Below are 23206 nucleotides of genomic sequence, written 5' to 3' on the forward strand. Positions count from 1 at the left end.
GCAGGATCGCGAGGATCTGCGCCTCAGTGTATCTGCTTGTCTTCATTCGGAATCTCCTCGTTCATATTACCGAGAAAATTCTACTTATGCAGCCCCTTACTTTCGGGGGGGATTACCAGAGGTTGGCCGATATTTTGGCACAGGGGGTCGATGTCCCCGCCGAACGACTGCAACCACTCGACATCGAAGTGACCGACCTAGCCGCAGTGGAGGCGCACCCGGGTATCAGACGGATTTTGTTCGAAGATGGACTTTTTAAGCTTTCTATCGACAACCTAAATTTCATATTTCGGGTCGTCCTTGGTATCGGGGATCCTAATCGGCCAAGCGAGCAAAATTACACTTTGGCGCTCGAATCTGGTAGCGCACCGCTTCTGGCGAAGATCGATATCCGTTTCGGCGAGTATCTGCGGAACGTCTTGCTTCGTTTGCCTGGCAATTGCCGAGAGAGCATTTCCGCCATTCAACACGTCATCGGGCGGGATGACGTGGAGTTCGATGACATTGTTGAGTTTCTCGAGAAACAGTCGACATCAATCCCGAGTTTGGATCAGGTTCCCGACAATCTCCATGCCAAGCTTTTCCAGATCGAGAAGATCGAAGCGACCTGGGAGAACTGCATAGCTTTTCTTGGGAGTGACAAATACGATGAGGAAATACTTACGCAGTTCTTGAACAGCGCAGCAACGTCGCGTGCGCTCGCTGCCCACAAGATCCCGGATGGAGAGCGGGCCGCACTATTATGCAAGTTCATCTATGAGAACGACGCTTTGAGCGCCGAAGCATATGACGCCTATGTCAAAAAGCTTCCGGGACGGCTTGAAGCCTTCCCAAAGCAGATTAGTTCGGAAAAGACCAAGATACTGGTCGACCAAAACATAGTGAACTTCTCCGCAAGCAACCTGTCGCATCTCGGCACCCCCCATCCATTTGGTGTCGCCTTCGTGGCGAAGAACATTGCAGAGTTCTTTGAGATCGAGGGCGGGTGCGCTTTAGACGACGATTTCCGGCAAAATCTGTTGGAGGCGGACATCAGCGATGAAAACCGGGTGACGATAATCCGCAAGATGGATTCTAGTCTATTGGCGAACATGTCATCGCGTGCCGCCATCGTAGGCGGAATAATCGCGCGAACCGGCGCAAAGATTGATAATCTCGGAATCGACGCCGCACGTGCGATCATCGTGAGCTCCCGGCCTCTTGCTACGCAGATATCGTTGTTTAACATGCTTCACGGGATTTTCGATGATCAGAAGGTGAGAGGCATCCTGCATTCTTTGCCTGATCCACTTCCTGATATCCGACCCGGTTTTGCGTCGCCAAAGATAGAGGGCAGCGACGTGAACCTTGAGTTTGTGACTTGGTTGCAGGATCGGCGCTTCATCTCATCGTGGCGGCGAGGGGTATTCGATGACGACATCCGCATGAACATGTTCAGGAAGTAAGCGGGGCATTCATCTCAGGCTCCACGGTAAGTCGTTCCCTACACTTCGCCGAGATGGATTAGCGAACGACAGGTTCCGGGATAAAGTCCTGATCGGATGAATGGCCCTCGCCACTGTCAGGCGGTTTGCCGCCCACTTGTAGCTTCGGGTAGGGAGTAGCTATGGTCCGCGCGAGCGACTGCCTTGCCAGAGTGGCTGCGGGCGCCGCGCTGCGGTGCCGACAGACCACTAACCGCCCTTCACGACCCGTCGGCCTGTTCAATCAAGAAAATGCCTTTGACCGTTCACTTCGGTAGAGGTGCTCATTTTTGGGCCCGGTCAGTTCTAGTTGTAGCCCATCTAAGACCGCTCAAAGGGTAGACCAGATGCTCATATCTCTCGGCCCTCATGTTCAAAGACCAGACGCATAGCCTGGACAAGTGTCAGCGTCGGAGCGGGGTCACTTTCACGCGACACCAGCCGCAGGAAGGCGATCCACGCCACCTCGTTGTCGCTGATGGGCCGGTCAGACGGCATCCTGAAACCAGCCACGGAAACGCCATCTGCACCTGCACCACTCATTTGCCAAACACCGCGCGCAAGGCGGTGCGGCTGCGCGACGTCAGGTTCGGGTCTGAATCCCCAGACGCATCCCGGATCTCTTCGAGCCACGCAACCTCATTGCGGGTGACGACGGTGCCGAAGATCGCCTCGACGGCGACCGCGGTCGTTGCGCCACCCGATTGTTCGAGGGCGAGCTTAAACAGCAGCTTCGGGTCGCAGTCCAGGGCCTTGGCGACACTGGGCACCCGGTCGAGCGGCAGCTTGGTCGAGCCATTCTTGATCATCGCCAGCATGTTCGGATTGACGTATCCGGCCTCGGTAGCGATCTCGATCTGAGATTTATTCGGGCGCAGCTCAAGAACGCGAGTTTCGATAAATTTCGCCAAACGGGTTCCGGCGTAGGGTCTGCTTTTCATGGTTTTCGCTTTCTTTTCAATGTCGCAGTCGTGTTGATCTGCATACATTGATTATAGCGAGTGACGCTTGGGTCGCTGGTGGGAACACTGAGCCGCATGCACGGCTCAGGTGTTTGATGGCTTAATCTTTCAGTTGAAATGCCTGCTAAGCTTTCGTGCCGGTCAGGCGGTTGCTTGCAGGCTGGGTGCGAACGACAGATGAGTTGCAAATGCTGCATCCAGCTTCGACTCCCACGCTTCGATATCAGCGAGACGCCAGCGCGAAGAACCGGCGCTCAGCTTGTAGGCTGCGGGGAAGCCACCAAGGCGCTTCCAGCGGTAGATGCTGTCACGCGAAACGCCAAGGCGTTCCGCAACCTGGATAACGGAGAGATAGACATGCGCGGCCATGAGATGCTTCCTGTGATGTTGGATCGCGGCGGGAAGAATGCCACACCGCCATTATAGCAATCGCACAAGAGGACTGCGCATGAATTTAATGAAATAGTTCACAACGTGAAAAGCGAGCTGGATTGGGGATCGGCCGGATATTTCTTGACAGATAGCGTTACCGGTCGTGAGGGGCGTCAGGGCTGAGATTAAATTGTGACAACCGCTGCCTCGAGTGCAAATACATCACTAACAAGCAGCTCCACTACTGCAGTTCGTTGCAGCGCACCGCATCAGTTCGCAAAGAAGTTGGTGGGGTGGATGGTGGGATGAAAAACCGATATCCAACTAAATACAGCAACATCAATAGGTTATGGAGATGTGTGGCGGAGAGACAGGCTACCCAACCGGGTTTCGCTGTGTTACGCCAGATGCCGCCATATTCCTATGTTTATTGGGCGCTTTTCACTTTCTTATTCCGCCGAATTGCGCCAGGATTCCCCATGTTCCGGCGACTTATGGGGGATGAAATGGGGGATGACCAAAAGGCTGAGCGTTCACCGCGCGCGCCGGCTAAGGCTTTGACCGCCCGCGCCGTCGATGCCGCCAAAGAACCCGGCAAATACTTCGACGGAAACGGGCTGTATCTGCGGGTGGACAAGAGCGGTTTGCGCCTGTGGGTGCAGCGCATTGTCATTCGCGGCAAGCGTCGGGAAATCGGCTTGGGTTCGCCCGATCTGGTGAGCCTCGCCACCGCGCGGGAAAACGCCCGCCGCAATCGGCAACTCGCCTATGAAGGGCAAGACCCCATCCAACTCAAGAATGAAGCCCGCGCGGTGCCCACCTTTGCCGAGGCGGCGCGCACCGTTCACGAATTGCACAAGCCGACATGGCGCAATGAAAAGCACGCGGCGCAATTTATCAGCACGCTCGAAACCTATGCCTTCCCAGCCTTCGGCAATTTGCGCGTGTCAGAGGTGACAAGCGCCGATCTGATGAAAGCCCTTGCGCCGATCTGGACGGGGAAACAGGAAACCGCGCGGCGGGTTCGCCAGCGCATCGGAGTGGTGCTGAAATGGGCGATGGCAAAGGGCTGGCGCAAGGATAACCCCGCCGATGCCGTAAGCCTCGCCCTGCCCAAGGTGGATAAGGCCGTCGAACACCGCAAATCGCTGGGCTATGCCGAGGTAACAGGATGCATCCAGACCGTGCAGGCGTCCGGCGCTGGGCTGTCCACGAAACTGGCCCTTGAATTTCTGGTGCTGACCGCTTCCCGCTCTGGTGAAGCCCGTGAAGCGCTATGGTCGGAAATCGACTTGCCCGCGAAGGTGTGGACTATCCCAGCCCTGCGCATGAAGGCCAAGCGGGCGCATCGGGTGCCACTGTCAGGCCGTGCGGTGGAGTTGCTGAAACAGGCGCGCGGGCTGTCAGAGGGCGATGGGCTGGTATTCCCCGGCACGATAAAGGGAAGGCCGCTGTCAGATATGACGCTGATTAAGCTGGTGCGGGAACTTGGCTTTCCCATCGACATTCACGGGTTCCGCACCTCTTTTCGCACTTGGGCGCAAGAGCGCACCACCTTCCCGCGTGAGGTGGCCGAGGCGGCACTTGCGCACATGGCTGGGGATGCCGTCGAACAAGCATATGCCCGATCTGACCTATTCGAGAAGCGGGCCAAGATGATGGAAGCATGGGCCGGATTCCTGTCGGAACGTCGCGGCGAAGTGGTGAGGATTGCATAATGCGCCTATTTTCCGCGCGTCAAGCCGATGATGAACATATGCACCTTTTTGAAATCGCGCATTGGATTGCTTTGGGCATCATGCCAGAAGTTGGTTATCGATTGGACCGCGATAAGATTCTTGATATTGGAGGGGCGCAATGGACTTCCGGACTTTGGCTTGACGAGCACCAAATCGCCAATTTGTTGCCAGAGGTTTCAATTGACGATTATTTGCACCTTCGTGAAATTTGCGGAACGCAAACACTAGAAGAACTATTAAGTAGCGATAGATCATATATGGCGCAACTTTGGGAATCTGCCAAACTAGACCCCAAATTTGCTCAACACCTTGCTGAACGAGAATTAATCGATGAAAACGAAATAGCAGCAGCGCGGCAATTGAAGGTTTTCAACGCCCCTCTAGAGAAGGCGATAGACCGCGCAAAAATTGAAGTTTTACATGCACTTACAGATGGAACATTGAAAGCTAGCGGTCTATTTCTCGTTGGGTCTGATGAACTTGGTTACGGCGAGTGCCAAGATTTTCAGGAAATCGCGCCAGAAGACTGGACGCTTACAGGGGTGGATTTTGCAAATTCGAATCTAGCTGTTGATGGCGGGGTCTATTTGGCAGTTACCGTGTCAATTAGCGACTGCCTGCGCGTTTTCAATTCAAGCCGTGTTGAACCACGACGTGTGAGCGGGTGGCTCCACGGCAGCACTTTTATTCTAGATGAGGAAAACGGAGCCTCAATTGAACCCTCACCACGCCGCCGTAAAGGGCGCACCCCTATGGGCGAAGGCTTAGCACAAACAGCAGTCTTGCGCGCAATGCAACTGAAACGCCGCGAATTGCCCAACAAAAAGGAAGCAATTTTGGCAGAAGCGCAAGAGTGGTATCTTGCACATTTCAATCTTCCTCTGTCTCGAAGCACCGCCCAGCGTTATCTCGCTCCGCTTTTGGAAACTATGCCCAAATCAGATGAAGAAATGCCCAAAATTGCCCCCGAAAAGCCCAGAATTGTCGACCCATCCTGCGGATAAGAACCGCCTTATATGGGCCGTCATTCGTTTGAACGCACCATAGATTGCCCCCATGCTTTCGCCATGTAACGCCAACATTCGGAGGCCATCATGGTTGAAAAGCACCTTCGCCGCCCTGCCGTTCTCGAACTTACGGGGCTGTCGACAACGACGATTTACGACCTGATGAAGGCGGGGAAATTCCCCCGCCCCATCAAGTTGACGGGTCGCGCCGTCGCATGGCCGGAAAGCCGGATTGCCGACTGGCTAGCAAGCCGCACCGCCGCATAACGAAAAACCGCCACCCCGACACGGGCAGCGGCTCTATTCGTTTGTGCGGTATCAGGACACCCCAAGCATAGCGCATCGCCGCCCGAGCCGCAACAAAAGGCATCGAGCTATGACAAACAGACAACAATGGTATTCCAGCCCAACGCAGGTTTTTTGGTGCTGCAAGGCTCTGGCCGAGCGCCGCACCATTTCCACCAAATCCGAAATCCGCGAAATCAAAGGCTGGCGCTTAGCCGCAATCGTGGAGCGGCTGAAACGGGAATATAGCTGGCCGATCAATGCGGAACTGCGCGGCAAGGAAAACGTCGCGCATTACTTCCTCGCCCCCGGCACCGACCCAGCAACCCTGAATTATCCGCCCTCTGCAAAGTCACTTGCCGATGGGGTGCTGAAATGACCGCTTTGCAACTCGCCCGCTTGCGCCGTGCATTGGGGGTTTCGGCCCCTGTCGCCATGCTCTTGGCATCGCTGATCTATGGGGAGACCCGCGAATGACTGAGGCACATATCTTGACGCAATCGCTGGGCGGGGAATGGCGGGGCAAAGCTGGCATTGCGCCTTGCCCGGTCTGCCAGTCCGAGCGCCGCCGCGATCAACGCGGGCTTTCCATCCGGGCCGAGGGTGGCGCGCTGTTGGCGTTCTGCCACAAGAGCGGCTGCGACTTTCGCGACATTGTGCGGGCGGCGGGATTGCCCCGCGATGCCCTGCGAGTGGATCCACAAGCCGCGCGCGAAGCCGACGCCAAGCGCGAAGCCTATGCGGCGGAACAACTCGCCAAGGCGCGGCGGCTCTGGGCCACCTGCAAGCCGCTGCAAGGCACCAAGGGCGAAGCCTATCTGCGCGGGCGCGGTATTACCTGCCCCCTGTCGCCCGCGCTTGGCTGGGCCGCAGATGCCTTCCACGCGCCCAGCGCCCGCTGGTTGTCGGCAATGGTGGGTGACGTGTCCACGGGCGGCGTGCATCGCACCTACTTTGAGAAAACCGGGGCGCGCATCGGCGGCCAAGCCAAGATGATGCAAGGCCCCTGCGCAGGCGGTGCCGTGGCGCTGTCAGAGGCACCGGGGCCGCTGGTGGTGTGTGAGGGAATAGAGACTGGCCTAAGCCTTCTAAGCGGGCTTCTGGCGAGTCCTGCGACTGTATGGGCGGCGCTGTCCACTTCGGGAATGAAAGCCCTCGCCCTGCCCAAGCCCCCCGGCGAATTGATTGTGGCGACGGATTCCGATGATGCCGGGGCCGGATGGCAGGCGGGCAATGTATTGGCCGAGCGCGCCAATGCTCTGGGCTGGGCTGTGTCTATGTTGCCAGCGCCCGAGGGGCAGGATTGGAATGACGCCTTGCGCGGGGGGATTGCAGCTTGAACCTGCCCAAACCCATCCCCTTTACACCGCAGGCCGGGGCCTCGCCGCTGATCTATGATTTTCAGGCATGGCAGGAGATCGACCCGGCACAAATTCCCCGGCTGAGGTTTGTCTATGGCGACACTTTTGCGGCGGGATACCTAAGCGTTACCTTTGCCGCACCAAAGACAGGCAAGAGCCTCTTGGCGCTGTCCGAGGCCATTGACGCCGCCACCGGGCGCGGATTTCTCACGGGCAAGCCCGCCGCGCCGATCAAGGTTTTGTATTACAATGCCGAGGATGATTTAGCCGTCATTCAAGGCCGGGTGGCGGCGGTGTTGCAGGCATGGCAAATCCCGCAATCCGAAATCATAGGCAGGCTGTTTCCCGTTTCCGGGGTGACGGCTGAAAGCCCGGTTGTGTTGATAAGGGGCGAGAAAGGCGACATTGCCGAATCCGCCTTCCTGGCACTTGCCGACCTGATCAAGCGGGAAGGCATTGCGCTCGCCATATTCGACCCGCTGCAAGACTTGAGCCATAGCCCCGAGACAAACGAGGTTTTCCGCGCGCTGGGCGGGCGCATCCGCGCGCTTGCGTCCGAAACCGGGGCGGCTATTGGGCTTGTCCACCACACGCGCAAACCTTCCCCCGGCATTGCACCAACCCTAGATGATGGCCGGGGTGGATCGGCCCTGCGTGGTGTGGCGCGCTTCAATCGCCTGCTGGTGCCTATGACCGAGGCCGAGGGCGCGCAGGCGGGTGTTGACGATTTCCGGCACTATTTCCGCATCGGTGAGGCCGAGAGCAACCTTGCGCCGCCGTCATCAGATCGGAACCGCTGGTTTGAGAAAACGGGCGTGATGATTGCCAATGGTGAGAACGTCGCCACCATCCGGCCTTGGGTATGGCCTGAGGCGTTTACGGGCATCACCGTGAACGACGCGTGCCGGGTGCGGGCCGAGATTGCCGCCTGCGAAAATCCACCGCGCGAAAATAGCCAAGCCAAAGGTTGGGCCGGGGAAGTGATTGCCGAGGTGCTGGGGCTTGATCTGTCTAAGGCTTCTGACAAGGCGAGAGTGAAGACCATGCTGAAAAAGTGGATTGAAAGCGACGTTCTGCGGATTGAGCGGCTGACCTATGGCGACAAGAACAAGCAGGCGGATTTTGTCTTTGCGGGCGAGAATAACCCGGCGGTGCCAGAATGAAGTTTCCCCCACTTACCCCCACTTACCCCTACCTTCCCCCCACCTTGCAAAAACCCATTACCTCACCCCCCACCCCCACCTTGTATAGGGGTGTGGGGGTGGGGGTGGGGGAAGTAAGAACCGCCCCCACCTTTCCCCCACCTTGTGATGTTCACGGCTTAGATTTTCGCGCCCAAATCGGCGGGCCAGCCATGCTAATCACCATCCGCCCCGGCCCCGTCTTGCACTTCAGGAGAGGCAGCAAGGAAGTCGCGGCGGTGCCTCTGACACCATCGGCAACCCTCACCCTATGCCGTGGCCTGCTGGCGGCGCTGGCGGGGGTTATGCCGCGATGATGGCCGAGGGGGTTAAAATCAGCGCGTCATGGCAAATCAACGCTTTAGCCCGCCTATGGCCCCGGAAATACGGGACAAGTCAGCTCTAAACGGATGGTGAAATCATAGCGTTAGCTGGCGACGGTTGAAATCAATCAAAGGAAATCCAGATGCCCGGCCCCGATCCTGATGGAATAGCCTTAGGCCATGACTACCCCCGCCGCCTGTCGGTGCTGCTGTATCGCAGCGATGCCAGCATACTTTATGGTGGGGGTAATATGCGGCACCGCAACGCCCGGGCCGAGGCCGTTCTAAGGCGTCTAGCCCGTGGCTGGCTATGCCATTGGTGCCGCCGCCCTGTGCCGATCTATCGCCGCGCCGATGCCTGCTATTGTTCGCAGGGGTGCCGCAAGCGGGCAGCGTGGGCGCGCAAAAGCGATGGGTGACGGGGGGGTAAGCAAATCTCTGGGGCCTCTAGGGTTCGGGACCGGAGGGGGGAGCATTCTTCACGCTTCCACAAATCAGAGATTTTGAGCGGGGGGGGCGTGCAAATGTATATGACATCCAAGGCAAGGGACCGCGTGGGAAGCATGCCGACCATAAACCGCAACATTTCAGGGGCCGATCTGCGGGCCGCGCGCAAGGCGGCGAAAGTGACGCAAGCCGATCTGGCAAAGCGTGTGGGAGTGTCCCGCGATACCGTCCAGTATTGGGAAGCCAAGGCGCAAATCGGATGGCATGGCGCATGGCGCTTGATGGCCGAGGCTTTGGGTTTGCAGGATTCTTGGCCCAGTATTGCGCGCACGGGGGGATGGGGTGTTAGTTGGCGCGAACAAGCCGACGCCCAAGCCGAGGCGCTATTCGCCGTCTATCTTGCCCGCGCCAAAGAGCGGGAAGCCCAGCGCCTCGCCTGCCACCGCGTCATATGCGGGGCCAAGACGCGCAAAGGCGGGCAATGCCGCAACAAATCAGAACCGGGCAAGAGCCGCTGCAAGTTTCATGGCGGTAAATCCACCGGGGCCAAGACGCCCGAGGGCTTGGAACGCATTGCCGAGGCCCAGAGACGGCGCTGGGCGCGTATGAGGGGGGGGGGGGCCATAACTCCACAACCTCGCAACCCAGTCCTGTGGTCGGACGTCCGCTCACACTGGGAGCAAATTTCAAAAGGGGGGTGTGGGTAAGCACGCATGCAAGCGCGCGCGCAGGGCGAACCTGTCAAAACCTGACATTGCGTAGAGATACGCGCGCGCGGGGGTGGGGTCTTAGGCCGAGCGCCGGGAATTTCCGCATCAGGGCGAAGCCTGCCGACCTTCGCATATTTCGTAAAGCTGTGCCATGAAACACACGGCAAATTTTGCAAGGTGGGGGATGATATGGGGGATGTAAAATCAGTGTTTGCGAAAATATTAGTATTTTCAATGCTTTACGGGGGGTGATTGGCGGAGAGACAGGGATTCGAACCCTGGGTCGGCGCAAACCGACAACGGTTTTCGAGACCGCCGCATTCGACCACTCTGCCACCTCTCCGCGGTAGGGATCGTGGCGGGGATTTAGCGGGGTCGCGCAGCGCTTGCAACCCCGATTTTATCACTGGGTGCAAAGACTTTGCACAGGTGCAGCGCCTACACCCGTCTCATGCGTCCCGCACACCAGTCTTTCTGCCGCGCAGCGCCAGACCAGCAAAGCGCCGCGTCCTCACCGATCTGTGTCCTCCGCGCCCTTGGCAGCGCGTGCGCAACGCCGTAACTGTGGCCCCAATCCGCCGCGAAAGGCCCGATATGCTGCGCCCCATCTTTCTCTTGCTTTGTCTTGCCCTTCCGATCGCTGCCCTGCCATCCTTCGCGCAGACGCAGGCCATCCAGCCTGATATCTCGGCCCTCAGCCAGACCCTGAAGATCGGCGCCCTGATCGCCGTGATGCGCACCGAGGGCCTCGCCAATGGCAAGGAGATGGAGGCCGATCTGTTCCCCGGCCAAGATGGGGCCGCGTGGGACGTCGTGGTCAGCCGGGTCTATGACACCACCCGTCTGCACCAGATCTTCGATGCAGCCCTGACCAAAGCGCTGCAGAACGATCCCGCCACCCAAGCCGCCATGCGGGATTTCTTCGGCACCCCGCTCGGCCAGTATATTCTGGCGCTGGAGATTGACGCCCGCAAAACCCTGCTGGATGACAACGCCACCGAGGCCGCCGCCAAACTCTGGGGCAAAGCGCTGAACGCCAAGACCCCGCGTGCAAAACAAATCAACCGCTTTGCCGAGATCAACGACCTTGTCGAATCCAATGTCATGGGCGCTTTGAACGGCAATCTGGCATTCTACCGCGGCATGAACGCCGCCGAAGCCTTCGCGCAACCGATGCCCGAAGCTGATATGCTGGCGGAAGTGTGGTCGCAGGAAACCGATGTGCGCCGCGACACCACCGAATGGCTGTTCCCGTTCCTGATGCTGGCCTACCAACCGCTCAGCGACAAAGAGCTTGGCAAATACATCGCGTTCTCAGAAACCCCCGCTGGTCAAAAAGCCAACCGGGCGATGTTCGTGGCATTTGATGCGATGTTCGTGCAAGTCTCGAAAGAACTCGGCCAATCGGCGGGCCGCTTGATGGCCGGGCAAGACATCTGACCCCACCAGACTCGGCCTTGACACGCGCGCCCACCCGCCGCATAAGCGCGCATCCCGGCGAGGTGCGAATCTCGTCGGGTCTTTAATTCATGACGCCCACAGGGGCGCGCTGTCCGAGGCGGGGAAACCCAAGAACTCCTTCACCGGGGCCACAAGACGCGGAGCAAGAGAAGGAAAGACCCATGTTCGCGGTCCTCAAGACAGGCGGCAAGCAGTATAAAGTGCAGGCGGGTGACGTTCTGCGCGTTGAAAAGCTTGATGCCGTTGCTGGTCAAAAGATCCAGTTCAACGAAATTCTGATGGTTGGCGGCGAAAGCCTGACCATTGGCGTGCCCTTCGTGGCAGGTGCGGCTGTGCAAGCCGAAGTGATCGACCAGATCAAAGGCGAAAAGGTCATCCACTTCGTCAAACGCCGCCGGAAGCACTCGTCGCAGCGCACCAAAGGCCACCGTCAGCACCTGACGCTGGTTCGTGTGCTGGATGTGCTGGCCACGGGCGCTGATGCCTCGGGCGTCGCTGCTGCAACCGGCACCGCCGATGCACGCCGCGCGGCCCATAACAATGCTCCGGCCGCTCCGGTCGAAGCTCCTGCGAAACCCAAGCGTGCTGCTAAAGCCGCTGTAGCGTCGGAGTAATACCTCATGGCACACAAAAAAGCAGGCGGCTCATCCCGCAACGGCCGCGACTCGGCTGGCCGTCGTCTTGGCGTGAAACTGTTCGGCGGCCAAGTCGCCATCCCGGGCAACATCATCGTGCGTCAACGCGGCACAACTTGGTTCCCCGGTGAAGGCGTTGGCATGGGCGTCGATCACACCCTGTTCGCCAAGGTTGAAGGTCATGTGACATTCAAAAAAGGCTTCAAGGGCCGGACGTTTATTTCTGTGCTTCCGGCAGCGAAAGCCGCAGAATAAGCCGAACCTTTACAATTAGATTGTAAACGGGGGATCGGTCGAAAGACCGGTCCCCTTCCTTATTTCCGCCATCGGAATGAGGTTTCCTCAGGGTTTGCACCCTGCAAGGCTTTCAGGAGTAAGCCCGTGGTTTTGGATATGATTGCTGTTCCCACCGATGGCCAGATCGCCGCTGGTCGCTTTGTGCTGCGCCCGGTTCAGCGCTCGGACGCTGGCTTGTTCGCGCTTTACGCAGGCGACAAACGCGTCGCCGAAGCCACCCATTCGATTCCCCATCCCTTGCCGCCGGGGGCAGCCGATGCCTTCGTCAGCCGCGCGATGGGCGGGCGTTCGGAGGAACAGGTTTGGGTGATGGACGGTTCCGCCACGGGTCTGGCCGAAGTGCTGGGCGTGATCAGCCTGAAACCAATGGACGCGCACAAGCCGACGCACGGCCAGTCTGAAATCCGCTATTGGGTGGCACCTGCATTCTGGAACACGGGGATTGCATCCGAGGCAGTCAAAGCTTTGGTGGCCGCCAACCCGCAAGCCAACTGCGCGATCTTTGCCGAGGTGTTTCAAGACAACGCCGGCTCAGCCCGCGTGCTGACCAACACGGGTTTCCAATACTTGGGCGACGCCGAGACGTTTTCGGTCGCGCGCAATGGCCTCGTGCCAACCTGGACCTATGTGAAAAAGCTGGCCTAAGTCATGACTTTACGCGCCCAGCTTCAAACGGCGCGTCTTCGCTTGCGCCCGGTGGCGGCCTGTGATCAGGCCGCTGTCGTCGCATATCTGAACGATCTCGCCATCTCTGGCTGGCTGGCCCGTGTGCCCGTACCTTACACGGCAGCCGATTTCCACGAATTTGCCACCCAGATCGCCTATCCCGGCGAAACCTTCACCATTGAAGACGCGCAAGGGTTCGTAGGCATCATTGGCGCAGGTTTCGAGCTTGGCTACTGGCTCGCCCCCCACGCGCACGGCAAAGGCTACGCCACCGAAGCCGCCCGCGCTGTGCTGGACATGCAATTCGCCCATGATGAAAGCACCGTCGCCGCTGGCTACTTCGCTGGCAACCAAGCCTCTGCCCGCGTGCTGGCAAAGCTCGGCTTTGTCGAAACCGGACGCAGCTTGAAACACTGCCGCGCCTTGGGGCAAGACCGCCCGCATGTCGATCTTCTGCTGACGCCCGAGGCGTTTTGTGCCGCCAACCCTTTGGAAATCATAACACCCCGCCTGCGCCTCGCGCCGTTAGAGATCGAGCGCGACTGGCGTGACATCGCCCGCATTGGTGGCGATCCACGGGTCGCCCCGATGACCAACTCTCACCTCTCACCTTGGCCCGAAGCCGAAGTGCGCGCCACTTTGGCGGAAAGCCAATGGTGCGGCCGCTTGGGCTTTCGCCTTGGCATCTGGTTTGAAGGCAAACTGATCGGCGCGGTCGGGATCTGGGATGATCCGATTGAGACGGGTTATTTCCTCGACCCCGCATTCTGGGGCCGTGGCATCGCGACCGAGGCGATGGCCGCCTTCCTGCCGCAGATGGTTACGCGCTTTGGGCTGGCCGAGGTGTTCGCCGATCACTGCACCGACAACCCCGCGTCTGGCGCGGTTTTGCGCAAACTGGGCTTTGGCCAAATTGGCGAAGGCATCGGTGAAAGCCTTGCAAGGGGCGCTGTGCCAATCGTGATCTATCGGCTTGATCTGCCAAAGGTTAATAATCTGTTAAAATGGCACAGTTAAGTAACTGAAATACAATACTAAAATTTGGTCCCGAGTTGGGACCGCCGCAAATCTCGCAAAGAATCCCCACGCTTGAGTCCCGCCCCCCAATCCTGTATCGCCTCAAGTTAATCTTTCAGAAAGCCGCTCCGATGAAATTCCTCGACCTCACCAAAGTCTATATCCGCTCTGGCGGCGGCGGGGCAGGTTGCGTCTCTTTCCGGCGCGAGAAATTCGTCGAATTTGGTGGCCCCGATGGCGGCGACGGCGGCAACGGTGGGTCCGTGTGGGCCGAGGCTGTCGATGGCCTCAACACCCTGATCGACTTCCGCTACCAGCAACACTTCTTCGCCAAGTCGGGGCAGGGCGGCATGGGCAGCCAACGCACCGGCAAGACCGGCGACGATATCATCCTGAAAGTCCCGGTCGGCACCGAGATCCTCGATGAAGACGAAGAAACCGTGATCGCCGACCTCGTCACCGTCGGGCAGAAAATCCTGCTCGCCAAGGGTGGCAATGGCGGCTGGGGCAACCTCGCGTTCAAATCCTCGACCAACCGCTCGCCCGCCCGCGCCAACTCCGGCCAAGAAGGCATCGAGCGCACCATCTGGCTGCGACTGAAACTGATCGCCGATGCGGGCCTGTTGGGTCTGCCCAACGCCGGAAAATCCACCTTCCTCGCCGCGGTTTCCAACGCCCGCCCGAAGATCGCTGACTACCCGTTCACCACCTTGGTGCCGAACCTCGGTGTGGTCGGCATTGATGGCGCAGAATTTGTCATGGCCGACATCCCCGGCCTGATCGAAGGTGCCTCCGAAGGTCGCGGTCTGGGCATGCAATTCCTCGCCCATGTTGAGCGTTGCAAAGTCTTGCTGCACCTCGTCGATGGCACCTCCTCCACCATCACCAAAGACTACCGCACCATCGTCAAAGAACTCGAAGCCTACTCCGAAGTCTTGGGCGACAAACCCCGCCTCCTTGCGCTGAACAAGTGCGACGCGCTGGACAAAGCCACTATCACCACCCGCCGCAAAGCGCTTGAAAAGGCCAGTGGCGGCCCGGTGCATGTGATTTCTGGCGTCGCAGGCATCGGCCTGATCGACGCTTTGCGGGCGATCATGGCCGAAATCAAACGCGAGGCCCCTGTCGAGGAGGGCCTGCCTTGGCAGCCTTAAAACCTCTGACCGCACCTGACATTCGCGACGCCAAACGATTGGTCGTCAAGATCGGCTCGGCCTTGCTGGTCGACCGCAAACTTGGCCTGAAGCAAGGCTGGCTGTCAGCGCTGGCAATGGACGTGGCCGAAGCGAAAGTGCGCGGCACCGATGTGGTGCTGGTGTCCTCGGGCTCCATCGCCTTGGGCCGCAAAGTGCTTGGCCTCGGTGATGGTATCCTGACGCTGGAACAAAGCCAAGCGTGCGCCGCCGTGGGCCAAATTCGCCTCGCCCGCGCCTATGAAGAAGTCCTTGCCCCGCATGGCATCACCACCGCACAAGTGCTGGTGACGCTGGAAGACACCGAGGACCGCCGCCGTTATCTGAACAGCCGCGCCACGATGGAAACCCTGCTTAGTCTGGGCGTGGTGCCGATCGTCAATGAAAATGACACCGTGGCCACCGATGAAATCCGCTTTGGCGACAATGACCGTTTGGCCGCCCAAATCGCCGTGACTGTGGGTGCAGATCAGTTGATCCTGCTGTCGGATGTCGATGGCTTCTATTCCGCCAATCCAAAAGAAGACCCCACCGCGCAGCGTTTTGACTTGGTGGAAACCATCACGCCGCAGATCGAGGCGATGGCGGGCGAGCCGATTTCAGGCATGTCCAAGGGCGGCATGAAGACCAAACTCCTGGCCGCCAAAACCGCCGTCAAAGGTGGCTGTGCGATGGCGATTATGGAAGGCTCGGTGCTGCGCCCCTTGCAAGCCTTGGCTAATGGCGCGCAACGCACATGGTTTGTGGCGCAAAGTGACCCCCAAGCCGCGCGCAAACGCTGGATCAACGCGATGAAACCGCGTGGTGAATTGCGGCTTGATGCGGGGGCGGTGACGGCGCTGCGGGCGGGCAAATCCTTGCTGCCAGCGGGAGTTACTGCGGTGACAGGCACGTTTGGGCGCGGCGACCCGGTGGCAATCCTGTCGCCTGCCGGCGATACTTTGGGCAAGGGCCTCGTGCGCTACACAGCCGTCGAGGCCAATGCGATTGCCGGGCACCGCTCGGGTGAGATCGAAGCAATTCTGGGCTATCAGGGCCGTGCCGCCTTGGTACACCGCGATGATATGGTGATCTGACTTTGGGGTCGTCGCGGGGGCCAGCCCCCGCACCCCCGGGATATTTGGGCCAATGTGAAAGGGCCGAAGATGGACGGGCAAATCTTGGATGTGATGCGCGATATTGGCAGCAGAGCGCGGGCGGCTGCGGCGGAACTCGCTTACGCGTCGCAGGAACGCAAATATGCGGCCTTGATCGGGGCTTCGGCGGCGGTCTGGGCGCGGCGGCAGGACATTCTCGATGCCAACTATATCGATATGGATTACGCCACGGAAAAGGGCCTCAGCCCCGCGATGCTGGATCGTCTGCGGCTTGATGAAAACCGCATCCGTGGCATCGTCGACGCCCTGCGCAGCGTCGCCGAATATCCCGATCCGGTGGGCCGGGTTCTTGCCGAATGGGATCGCCCGTCTGGGCTCCATATTCAACGCGTGGCCAGCCCTTTGGGTGTTATTGGTGTGATCTACGAATCGCGCCCGAACGTGACCGCCGATGCCGGGGCTTTGTGCTTGAAGGCTGGCAATGCGGTGATCCTGCGCGGCGGGTCAGAGAGTTTTCACTCCTCGGAAGCCATCCACGATTGTATGCAGCAGGGCCTGCGCGAAGCGGGTCTTCCCGTGGGTGCGATCCAACTGATCCCGACGCGTGATCGCGAAATGGTGACGGCGATGCTGCAAGCCGTTGAATATATTGACGTGATCGTGCCGCGCGGCGGCAAGGGCTTGGTTGGTCTTGTGCAACGCGAGGCCCGCGTGCCAGTGTTCGCGCATCTGGAAGGCATTTGCCACGTCTACGCCGACCGCGACGCCGATCTGGAAAAGGCGCGCCGCGTGGTGCTGAATTCGAAAACCCGCCGCACCGGGGTTTGTGGTTCGGCGGAATGCCTTTTGATCGACTGGCAGTTTTACACCAAACACGGCGCTGTGCTGATTGAAGACCTGCTGAACGCCGGGGTTGAGGTGCGCACGACGGGCGAATTGTTGAAAATCCCGGGCACGGTTCAGGCCAGGCCCGAGGATTTCGGCCATGAATTTCTGGATATGATCATTGCCGCCAAACTGGTCGATGGTGTCGATGAGGCCATCGCGCATATCCGCAAATATGGCTCCAACCACACCGAAAGCATCCTCACCGAGAACGACGAAACCGCCGCGCGCTTCATGCAGCGGCTTGATAGCGCCATCCTTATGCGCAACGCCTCGACGCAATTTGCCGATGGCGGCGAGTTTGGCATGGGCGGTGAGATCGGCATTGCCACCGGCAAGCTGCATGCGCGCGGCCCGGTGGGGGCGGATCAGTTGACCAGTTTCAAATATCTGGTCACTGGCAATGGCACGATCAGAAACTAAGCCGGATTTCCCCCTCCATCAATTCGGTGGTCAGGCGGCGGTGCTGACGGGTGATCTCTTCTGGCACCAACAGGAATTGCACCTGCGCCGGGCCAATCTCGGTCAAAGCCGCGGGATGGATCAGCCCCTCCCACAGGCTTGGGTCGATCTTCAGCTTGGCCGCCGTCGCCCGCAGCGACCAGCGCGCCTCGCCACGCTCCACCTGCACCCGCCCGCCATAGGGCAAGGCCGACTCGAGGCACAGGATCAGCAAAAACACCAGCTTCACATCGCGCCTTGGCAGATCGGCGGGGCTGTCCCACTCAATTTGCACCCGTCCGCCATGCGTCATATCCGAGATAATCGCCATAACCTCATTGCGTCCGATGCGCTGCTCGGCACTGCTGGCACCAAACGCCACCCGGAAGAAACGGATCCGGGCGTTGGCATGGCCGACGCTTTCGGTGATCAGCGCCATTTCTGGCCCCTTGGCCGCACCTTCCATCAACATCAACTCTACCCCGTTGCCGATGGCGCCAATCGGGCTGATAAGGTCATGGCAAATACGCGAGCCGACAAGGGCTGCAAGATCGGGTTTGTCAGGTATTTGGGCGGTCACTGCGGTCATCCTTCAACGAACGAGGCGAATATGGCGGCTTTACTGGAACCGGGGATGCTGGTGCGACACCCGGCGCGGCCCGATTGGGGCTTGGGGCAGGTGCAATCCAGTATTGGCAACCGGGTGACAGTTAATTTTGAACATGCCGGCAAGGTGGTGATTGACCTTTCTCAAGTAGAACTGACGCGCGATTTCTCGTCCCGAAGCGCACATTGACGCAGCATGTGGTTAATCTTCGGTTAACACAATCAGCGCGAGGCCCCGCGTGGTTGCATTGCGGCCCGCCAGCGCCTAAGAAAACCTGTCGCCCAAACAGCCGGACCGGATGCTGCCGATGATTTCTGACGACAAGCCCTTCATCCTGCGTTTGGCGCAAGACGACCGTGATCTGCGCGCGGCGCAACGCTTGCGCTATGAGGTCTTCGTGCAGGAATTGGGCGCGACGGTCACGTTGGCCGACCATGACGCCCGGCTGGAACGCGATGAGTTTGACCCCTTTTTTGACCACCTGCTGCTGATTGATCCGCAGCGCTCGGCGGAAGATTTGCAAGATGTGGTGGGGGTTTACCGCCTGCTACCTTCCGATCGACTGGCGGTAACGGGGCGGTTTTACTCGGAATCAGAATTTGATCTGACTGCGTTGAAAGCTTCGGGCCGCAAACTTCTCGAACTCGGTCGGTCTTGCGTCCATGCCGATTATCGCGGCGGCACGGCGATGCTTTTGCTTTGGAATGCTTTGGCCGATTATGTGCTGGAACATGGCATCGAGGTGCTGTTTGGCGCGGCTTCATTCCATGGCACCGATATGGCGGCCCTCGCGCAGCCGCTGTCTTATTTGCAGCATTTCCACCTTGCCCCGGCCGAGTTGCGTGTCATCGCACGCCCCGCGCAGGCTGCGCACAGCGCGCTGATTCCACAGCATCAGATGGACCGCAAGGCGGCGATGCTGGCCACACCGGCGCTGATCAAAGCTTACTTGCGGCTGGGTGGCTATGTCGGACAGGGCGCTTGGGTCGATCACGCCTTCAACACCACCGACGTGTGCCTCGTGATGGACACCGCCCAAATGAGCGCCAAGCACCGCGATTTCTACATCCGTAAATCGGCGCGTGAGGCATGAGCGGCTGGCGTGCAGACGCACTGGCTTGGCCGCCCTTTGGGGCAATGGGATGGCTGCGCGTGGCTCTGCGTGGTGCTGCGATGGGCTTGGTCGTCTACAGTGGTTTGCTGCTTTTGCTGCTGCTGCGTCTCATCGAGCGCCCGGTGTTCGGCCCAGCCCGCCCATGGACGCCCTATATCACCCAAGCCGTCTGCAAACTGGTGTTTCCGATCCTTGGCTTGGCCCTGGTCACGCGCGGCACGCCGATGCAAGTGAAGGGGGCCGTGGTGGCCAACCACTCGTCATGGTTGGATATTTTCGCCCTGAACGCCGTGCAACGCGGCTATTTCGTTGCCAAATCCGAGGTGGAGCGTTGGGCCGCGATCGGCTGGCTTGCCCGCGCGACCGGAACGGTCTTCGTCGCCCGCAAGGGCACCGAAGCCAAGCGCCAACAGGCTTTGTTTGAGGCGCGGCTGCGCGCGGGTCACAGACTTATGTTCTTCCCCGAGGGCACCAGCACCGACGCAATCAGGGTTTTACCTTTCAAATCAACACTTTTCGCGGCGTTCTTCACTCATGGCTTGGATCAGATCCTGCACATCCAGCCTGTCAGCGTGATCTACCACGCGCCGCCCGGCCAAGATGCACGCTTCTATGGCTGGTGGGGCGAGATGGATTTCGCGCCACACCTGCTGCAAGTCTTATCGGTGCGTAAGCAGGGTCGGGTTGAGGTGATTTTTCACCCAACCGTTGCGGTAGATGCCTTCGCCAGCCGCAAAGAGCTTGCCGCTCATTGCGAGGAAACGATCCGCGCCTGCCACCCGCTTGCCGCAGGTCAAGCACTGGATCAGCGCGCCACGACCTACAAGATATAGTGGTTTTTGCGCAGAAAACCCACGAAACCCACAAGTGTTTCCCAGCTGGGACTGAGATCGTCTTACCCCAGCGGTGCCATCAACGCCTTCAAAGTCGCCGAGGGATCATCCGCGCCCCAGATCTCCTCGCCGACACCGAAGAAATCGGTCACTGGGCCAAACTTCTCAACCAAAGCCAGTGTCAGCGCCCCCTCAGCGATCACCGGAACTTCGATGACAGCGCTCCACCATTCAAACAAATCAAATTCGACCTGCTCGCCATTGCCCAAAGGGGTCGCCCCCACAGGCCCAAAGGCGACGTAATCCGCGCCCGCTTCGCCCGCGTTCATCCCCTCATGCCGGGTGACGCCGCAGAACGACCCGATCACCGCATCCGCGCCCAATTCCTTACGCACATAGCGCACCTGCCTTGCGCCATCGGTCAGATGCACGCCATCCAGACCCAGCCGATTGACCATCAATAAATGGTTCTCGATAACAATGATCACGTCGCGGGCATGGGCCACCAACCGGCAGGCATCCGCGGCGCGCTGGATCATGTCTTCATCCTTGCCCGCCAAAGCCAGCCGGACGCAGGCGATGTCGGTGCTGTCCATCACGGCGGCAAGGCGGTCGGGGAAGGTTTCCAGATCAATCGTGGGCGGGGTGATCAGGGTGATCTGCGGGCGGTCTTGGTCGGCCATCGGGGTATCCTGCATGAAGTTGGCCCCTGATAGCGCAGAAAGCTGGCCTTGGCTAGCAAGGCAGGCTGGCGTATCAGACACCACCTTGCCCGGAGAAAACCCATGATCCCGCCCGCTTTCATTCTGGTCCGCCCGCAAATGGGCGAGAACATCGGTGCGAGCGCCCGCGCGATGCTGAACTTTGGGCTGGAGCGGATGCGGATCGTAGCGCCGCGCGATGGTTGGCCGAATTCGGCTGCGGTGGCTTTGGCATCCGGGGCGGGACGGGTGTTGGATCAGGCGGCTTTGTTCGGGTCGGTGCAGGACTCGATTGCCGATTGTGATTTTGTCTTCGCCACCACGGCGCGAGGTCGGGAATTGACCAAGCCGATCTATACCCCCGAGGCCGCGATGGAACACGCGCGGGGGTTGGTGGCAGCGGGCAAGCGGGTGGGGGTGCTGTTCGGGCCGGAACGCGCGGGGTTGGAGAATGAAGATGTGGTGCTGGCCAACGCGATCGTGACGGTGCCGGTCAATCCAGAGTTTGCCTCGCTGAACCTCGCGCAATGTGTGCTGTTGATGGGGTATGAATGGCGGCGGCAGACCCAGCCTGCAGAGGGCGTGGTGATGGAGCTGGCGCGGACGGAGATGGCGTCTGGGATTGAGGTTGAGAAGCTGGGCGATCATTTTGAGGAGCGGTTGTCGGCTGCTGGGTTCTTCTTTCCCGAGGCGAAGATTCCGGGGATGAAGGCCAGCTTGCGGAATATGTGGTCTCGGTTGGGGCTGACGAAGGCCGAGGTTCAGACCTTTCATGGCATGCTGCGCCAGATCGCTTATAAACTGCGGGCGCAGGGGGATGAGTGACGGTCCCAACTCGGGACCATTGTTTTTATTGACGTATTTTGAACGGTTGGCGGTATGGTTAATCGAAGGTAAACGCGTTGTTCAGCCGCTACACAGGGCTGCGCTGGACCGCCGGGTGGGCGAACCACGCTCGTTCTAGGCGCTTTATGGTTCAGGCAACTCCCCAGAAGTTCTAGGTGAGAGGCTGCAATAGCACCCGCCCGAGGGGGCGGACAGGCGCTGCCCGGCGGCGCTAAAGCGCCTTTATCCGGGCGGTGGGCGATTGGGTGATAGGTTATGCCGACAGGGCACAGCTTTGCCCCGGTCAGCATGGCGTGAGCGTTTGCGGTATCTGGCCGCAGGTCCGGCCCTTGAAGCTGCTGGGGGGTCGGCCTAGTGTTCGTTCAAGCAACGAAGGGGTTCGGTATGGCCACGAAGCGCAGCATTTTTGAGGAAGTAGGCCCCGGCGGGCCAGCGGTGGCGGCTCGGCAGGGCGGGTTGATTGACGGGCGCGGCAAGGGCGCGCGGCGGGGCATTCGGGCTTGGCTGCTGGTGATCTTTGCGTTGGTCGCGGTGATGATCGCGGTGGGCGGGCTGACCCGGCTGACCGACTCGGGGCTTTCGATTACCGAATGGAAGCCTGTCACCGGGGCGATCCCGCCGCTCAATGCCGCCGATTGGGCGGCGGAGTTTGCAAAATATCAAGTCTCGCCCGAATTTCAGCTTCAAAACACCGCGATGACGTTGGATCAGTTCAAGTCGATCTTCTGGTGGGAATGGGGACACAGGCAGCTTGGCCGGGTGATTGGGCTGGTTTGGGCGGTCGGGTTCTTTGGGTTTTTGCTGGCGCGGCAGATTCCGGCGCGCTGGACCAAGCGTTTGCTGGCGATCGGTGCTTTGGGCGGTCTGCAAGGTGCGATTGGCTGGTGGATGGTATCGTCGGGGTTGACCGGGGCGAAGGTGGATGTGGCGTCTTATCGGTTGGCCACCCATCTGGGACTCGCGTTTATCATCCTTGGGTTGATCACTTGGTATGCGCTTTTGCTGGGGCGGTCGGAGACGGATTTGCTGGTGGCGCGGCGGGCTGGTGAGCGGAAGTTGGTGGTGAAAGCCTCGGGCTTGATGCATCTGACGTTTGTGCAGATTTTGCTGGGCGCGCTGGTGGCGGGGATTGATGCGGGGCGGAATTTTCCGACTTGGCCGGATATGAACGGGCAGTTTTTCCCAGCCGATGCGTTTTATGTGCCGGATGGCGCAGGGGGGGTGCTGCCTGTGTGGCATGCGTTCTTTGAAAATCCCGGTTTAGTGCAATTTATTCACCGGATGTGGGGCTATTTGCTGTTCGCCTATGGGATTTTGGTATGGCTGCGTGGGCGTCGGTCGGCTTACGGGGCGACGCGACGGGCGTTTCATGCGGTGATGATTATGTTGCTGGCGCAAGTGGTTTTGGGGATTTTCACCGCGCTGACCGCGGCGCAGGCACATGTGGCGATCACCCATCAGATTGGGGCTGTGGTGTTGTGGGTTCTGATCATTCGGGCGCGGCATTTGTCGATGTATCCGGTGGCGGGCTCGATCCGGGAGGGAACGGCGTGAACAATACGG

At 59.6% G+C, this 23206-nt stretch carries 24 protein-coding genes, 1 tRNA gene and 1 pseudogene; 21 read left to right on the forward strand and 5 right to left on the reverse strand.

What is annotated here, in order from left to right:
* Window positions 1–1445: pseudogene (locus Q7V03_RS04390) on the forward strand (hypothetical protein); the annotation flags it as partial.
* A 557-nt stretch (window positions 1446–2002) separates the two neighbouring features.
* On the opposite strand, the gene Q7V03_RS04395 reads toward Q7V03_RS04390, so the two are convergent.
* Together Q7V03_RS04395 and Q7V03_RS04400 are read right to left on the reverse strand one after the other, a co-directional pair.
* On the reverse strand, window positions 2003–2452 hold the full coding sequence (locus Q7V03_RS04395) for a helix-turn-helix transcriptional regulator (RefSeq protein ID WP_304924393.1): 450 nt from the start codon (window positions 2450–2452) through the stop codon (window positions 2003–2005).
* Between the two features lie 114 nt (window positions 2453–2566).
* Window positions 2567–2794, reverse strand: a complete 228-nt coding sequence (locus Q7V03_RS04400; RefSeq protein ID WP_304924394.1) for an AlpA family transcriptional regulator — start codon at window positions 2792–2794, stop codon at window positions 2567–2569.
* 482 nt (window positions 2795–3276) lie between these two features.
* Here Q7V03_RS04400 and Q7V03_RS04405 point away from each other — a divergent pair, with 482 nt between their 5' ends.
* From Q7V03_RS04405 to Q7V03_RS04435, 7 genes are all read left to right on the forward strand, one after another.
* A complete protein-coding gene (locus Q7V03_RS04405; RefSeq protein ID WP_304924395.1) occupies window positions 3277–4515 on the forward strand; it encodes an integrase arm-type DNA-binding domain-containing protein in 1239 nt (412 codons plus the stop codon).
* Window positions 4515–5540, forward strand: a complete 1026-nt coding sequence (locus Q7V03_RS04410) for a hypothetical protein (protein ID WP_304924396.1) — start codon at window positions 4515–4517, stop codon at window positions 5538–5540. Before Q7V03_RS04405 ends, Q7V03_RS04410 begins: the two co-directional genes overlap by 1 nt.
* A gap of 90 nt (window positions 5541–5630) precedes the next feature.
* Window positions 5631–5810, forward strand: coding sequence for an AlpA family transcriptional regulator (locus tag Q7V03_RS04415; protein ID WP_304924397.1), 180 nt, complete (start codon window positions 5631–5633; stop codon window positions 5808–5810).
* Between the two features lie 109 nt (window positions 5811–5919).
* Window positions 5920–6207: a hypothetical protein gene (locus Q7V03_RS04420; protein WP_304924398.1), complete on the forward strand. Its 288-nt coding sequence runs from the start codon at window positions 5920–5922 to the stop codon at window positions 6205–6207.
* A gap of 94 nt (window positions 6208–6301) precedes the next feature.
* Window positions 6302–7168, forward strand: a complete 867-nt coding sequence (locus Q7V03_RS04425; RefSeq protein WP_304924399.1) for a toprim domain-containing protein — start codon at window positions 6302–6304, stop codon at window positions 7166–7168.
* Entirely contained in the window at window positions 7165–8352 is a 1188-nt protein-coding gene (locus Q7V03_RS04430) for an AAA family ATPase (RefSeq protein WP_304924400.1), read from the forward strand. Before Q7V03_RS04425 ends, Q7V03_RS04430 begins: the two co-directional genes overlap by 4 nt.
* Before the next feature lie 904 nt (window positions 8353–9256).
* Window positions 9257–9847: a helix-turn-helix transcriptional regulator gene (locus tag Q7V03_RS04435; RefSeq protein WP_304924401.1), complete on the forward strand. Its 591-nt coding sequence runs from the start codon at window positions 9257–9259 to the stop codon at window positions 9845–9847.
* 256 nt (window positions 9848–10103) lie between these two features.
* Here the strand turns inward: Q7V03_RS04435 and Q7V03_RS04440 are convergent.
* Window positions 10104–10193, reverse strand: a tRNA-Ser gene (locus Q7V03_RS04440).
* Between the two features lie 251 nt (window positions 10194–10444).
* Between Q7V03_RS04440 and Q7V03_RS04445 the strand changes: the two genes are divergently transcribed.
* From Q7V03_RS04445 to Q7V03_RS04480, 8 genes are all read left to right on the forward strand, one after another.
* Window positions 10445–11290 carry a hypothetical protein gene (locus Q7V03_RS04445; protein ID WP_304924402.1) on the forward strand — a complete coding sequence of 282 codons (846 nt, stop codon included), beginning with the start codon at window positions 10445–10447 and terminating at the stop codon, window positions 11288–11290.
* A gap of 182 nt (window positions 11291–11472) precedes the next feature.
* Window positions 11473–11925 (forward strand): 50S ribosomal protein L21, encoded by a 453-nt coding sequence (gene rplU / locus Q7V03_RS04450; RefSeq protein WP_304924403.1) that lies wholly within the window; start codon window positions 11473–11475, stop codon window positions 11923–11925.
* A gap of 6 nt (window positions 11926–11931) precedes the next feature.
* Window positions 11932–12201, forward strand: coding sequence for a 50S ribosomal protein L27 (rpmA, locus tag Q7V03_RS04455; RefSeq protein WP_054009148.1), 270 nt, complete (start codon window positions 11932–11934; stop codon window positions 12199–12201).
* A 138-nt stretch (window positions 12202–12339) separates the two neighbouring features.
* Complete coding sequence (locus Q7V03_RS04460) at window positions 12340–12888, forward strand: GNAT family N-acetyltransferase (protein ID WP_304924404.1); 549 nt, start codon at window positions 12340–12342, stop codon at window positions 12886–12888.
* 3 nt (window positions 12889–12891) lie between these two features.
* Window positions 12892–13926, forward strand: coding sequence for a GNAT family N-acetyltransferase (locus Q7V03_RS04465; RefSeq protein WP_304924405.1), 1035 nt, complete (start codon window positions 12892–12894; stop codon window positions 13924–13926).
* 131 nt (window positions 13927–14057) lie between these two features.
* Window positions 14058–15080, forward strand: a complete 1023-nt coding sequence (obgE, locus tag Q7V03_RS04470; RefSeq protein ID WP_304924406.1) for a GTPase ObgE — start codon at window positions 14058–14060, stop codon at window positions 15078–15080.
* Window positions 15068–16195, forward strand: a complete 1128-nt coding sequence (gene proB / locus Q7V03_RS04475) for a glutamate 5-kinase (RefSeq protein ID WP_304924407.1) — start codon at window positions 15068–15070, stop codon at window positions 16193–16195. Before obgE ends, proB begins: the two co-directional genes overlap by 13 nt.
* Before the next feature lie 69 nt (window positions 16196–16264).
* Complete coding sequence (locus Q7V03_RS04480; RefSeq protein WP_304924408.1) at window positions 16265–17524, forward strand: glutamate-5-semialdehyde dehydrogenase; 1260 nt, start codon at window positions 16265–16267, stop codon at window positions 17522–17524.
* On the opposite strand, the gene Q7V03_RS04485 is transcribed toward Q7V03_RS04480, so the two are convergent.
* Window positions 17514–18110 (reverse strand): histidine phosphotransferase family protein, encoded by a 597-nt coding sequence (locus tag Q7V03_RS04485; RefSeq protein WP_370651074.1) that lies wholly within the window; start codon window positions 18108–18110, stop codon window positions 17514–17516. The two genes, Q7V03_RS04480 and Q7V03_RS04485, sit on opposite strands and share 11 nt — an antisense overlap.
* Window positions 18111–18152: 42 nt before the next feature.
* Here Q7V03_RS04485 and Q7V03_RS04490 point away from each other — a divergent pair, with 42 nt between their 5' ends.
* The 3 genes from Q7V03_RS04490 to Q7V03_RS04500 all read left to right on the forward strand — a co-directional run bounded on the left by Q7V03_RS04490 (window position 18153) and on the right by Q7V03_RS04500 (window position 20096).
* Window positions 18153–18338, forward strand: coding sequence for a DUF3553 domain-containing protein (locus Q7V03_RS04490; protein ID WP_304924410.1), 186 nt, complete (start codon window positions 18153–18155; stop codon window positions 18336–18338).
* Window positions 18339–18456: 118 nt separating this feature from the next.
* A complete protein-coding gene (locus tag Q7V03_RS04495; protein WP_304924411.1) occupies window positions 18457–19242 on the forward strand; it encodes a GNAT family N-acetyltransferase in 786 nt (261 codons plus the stop codon).
* Window positions 19239–20096: a 1-acyl-sn-glycerol-3-phosphate acyltransferase gene (locus Q7V03_RS04500; RefSeq protein WP_304924412.1), complete on the forward strand. Its 858-nt coding sequence runs from the start codon at window positions 19239–19241 to the stop codon at window positions 20094–20096. The genes Q7V03_RS04495 and Q7V03_RS04500 overlap by 4 nt, the downstream gene beginning before the upstream one ends.
* Before the next feature lie 62 nt (window positions 20097–20158).
* On the opposite strand, the gene Q7V03_RS04505 is transcribed toward Q7V03_RS04500, so the two are convergent.
* Entirely contained in the window at window positions 20159–20779 is a 621-nt protein-coding gene (locus tag Q7V03_RS04505) for a thiamine phosphate synthase (protein WP_304924422.1), read from the reverse strand.
* 102 nt (window positions 20780–20881) lie between these two features.
* Here Q7V03_RS04505 and Q7V03_RS04510 point away from each other — a divergent pair, with 102 nt between their 5' ends.
* On the forward strand, window positions 20882–21622 hold the full coding sequence (locus Q7V03_RS04510; RefSeq protein ID WP_304924413.1) for an RNA methyltransferase: 741 nt from the start codon (window positions 20882–20884) through the stop codon (window positions 21620–21622).
* 405 nt (window positions 21623–22027) lie between these two features.
* On the forward strand, window positions 22028–23197 hold the full coding sequence (gene ctaA / locus Q7V03_RS04515; protein ID WP_304924414.1) for a heme A synthase: 1170 nt from the start codon (window positions 22028–22030) through the stop codon (window positions 23195–23197).
* Window positions 23198–23206 lie beyond the last annotated feature (9 nt).

Source organism: Cypionkella sp. (assembly GCF_030652235.1).
Lineage (GTDB): Bacteria > Pseudomonadota > Alphaproteobacteria > Rhodobacterales > Rhodobacteraceae > Cypionkella.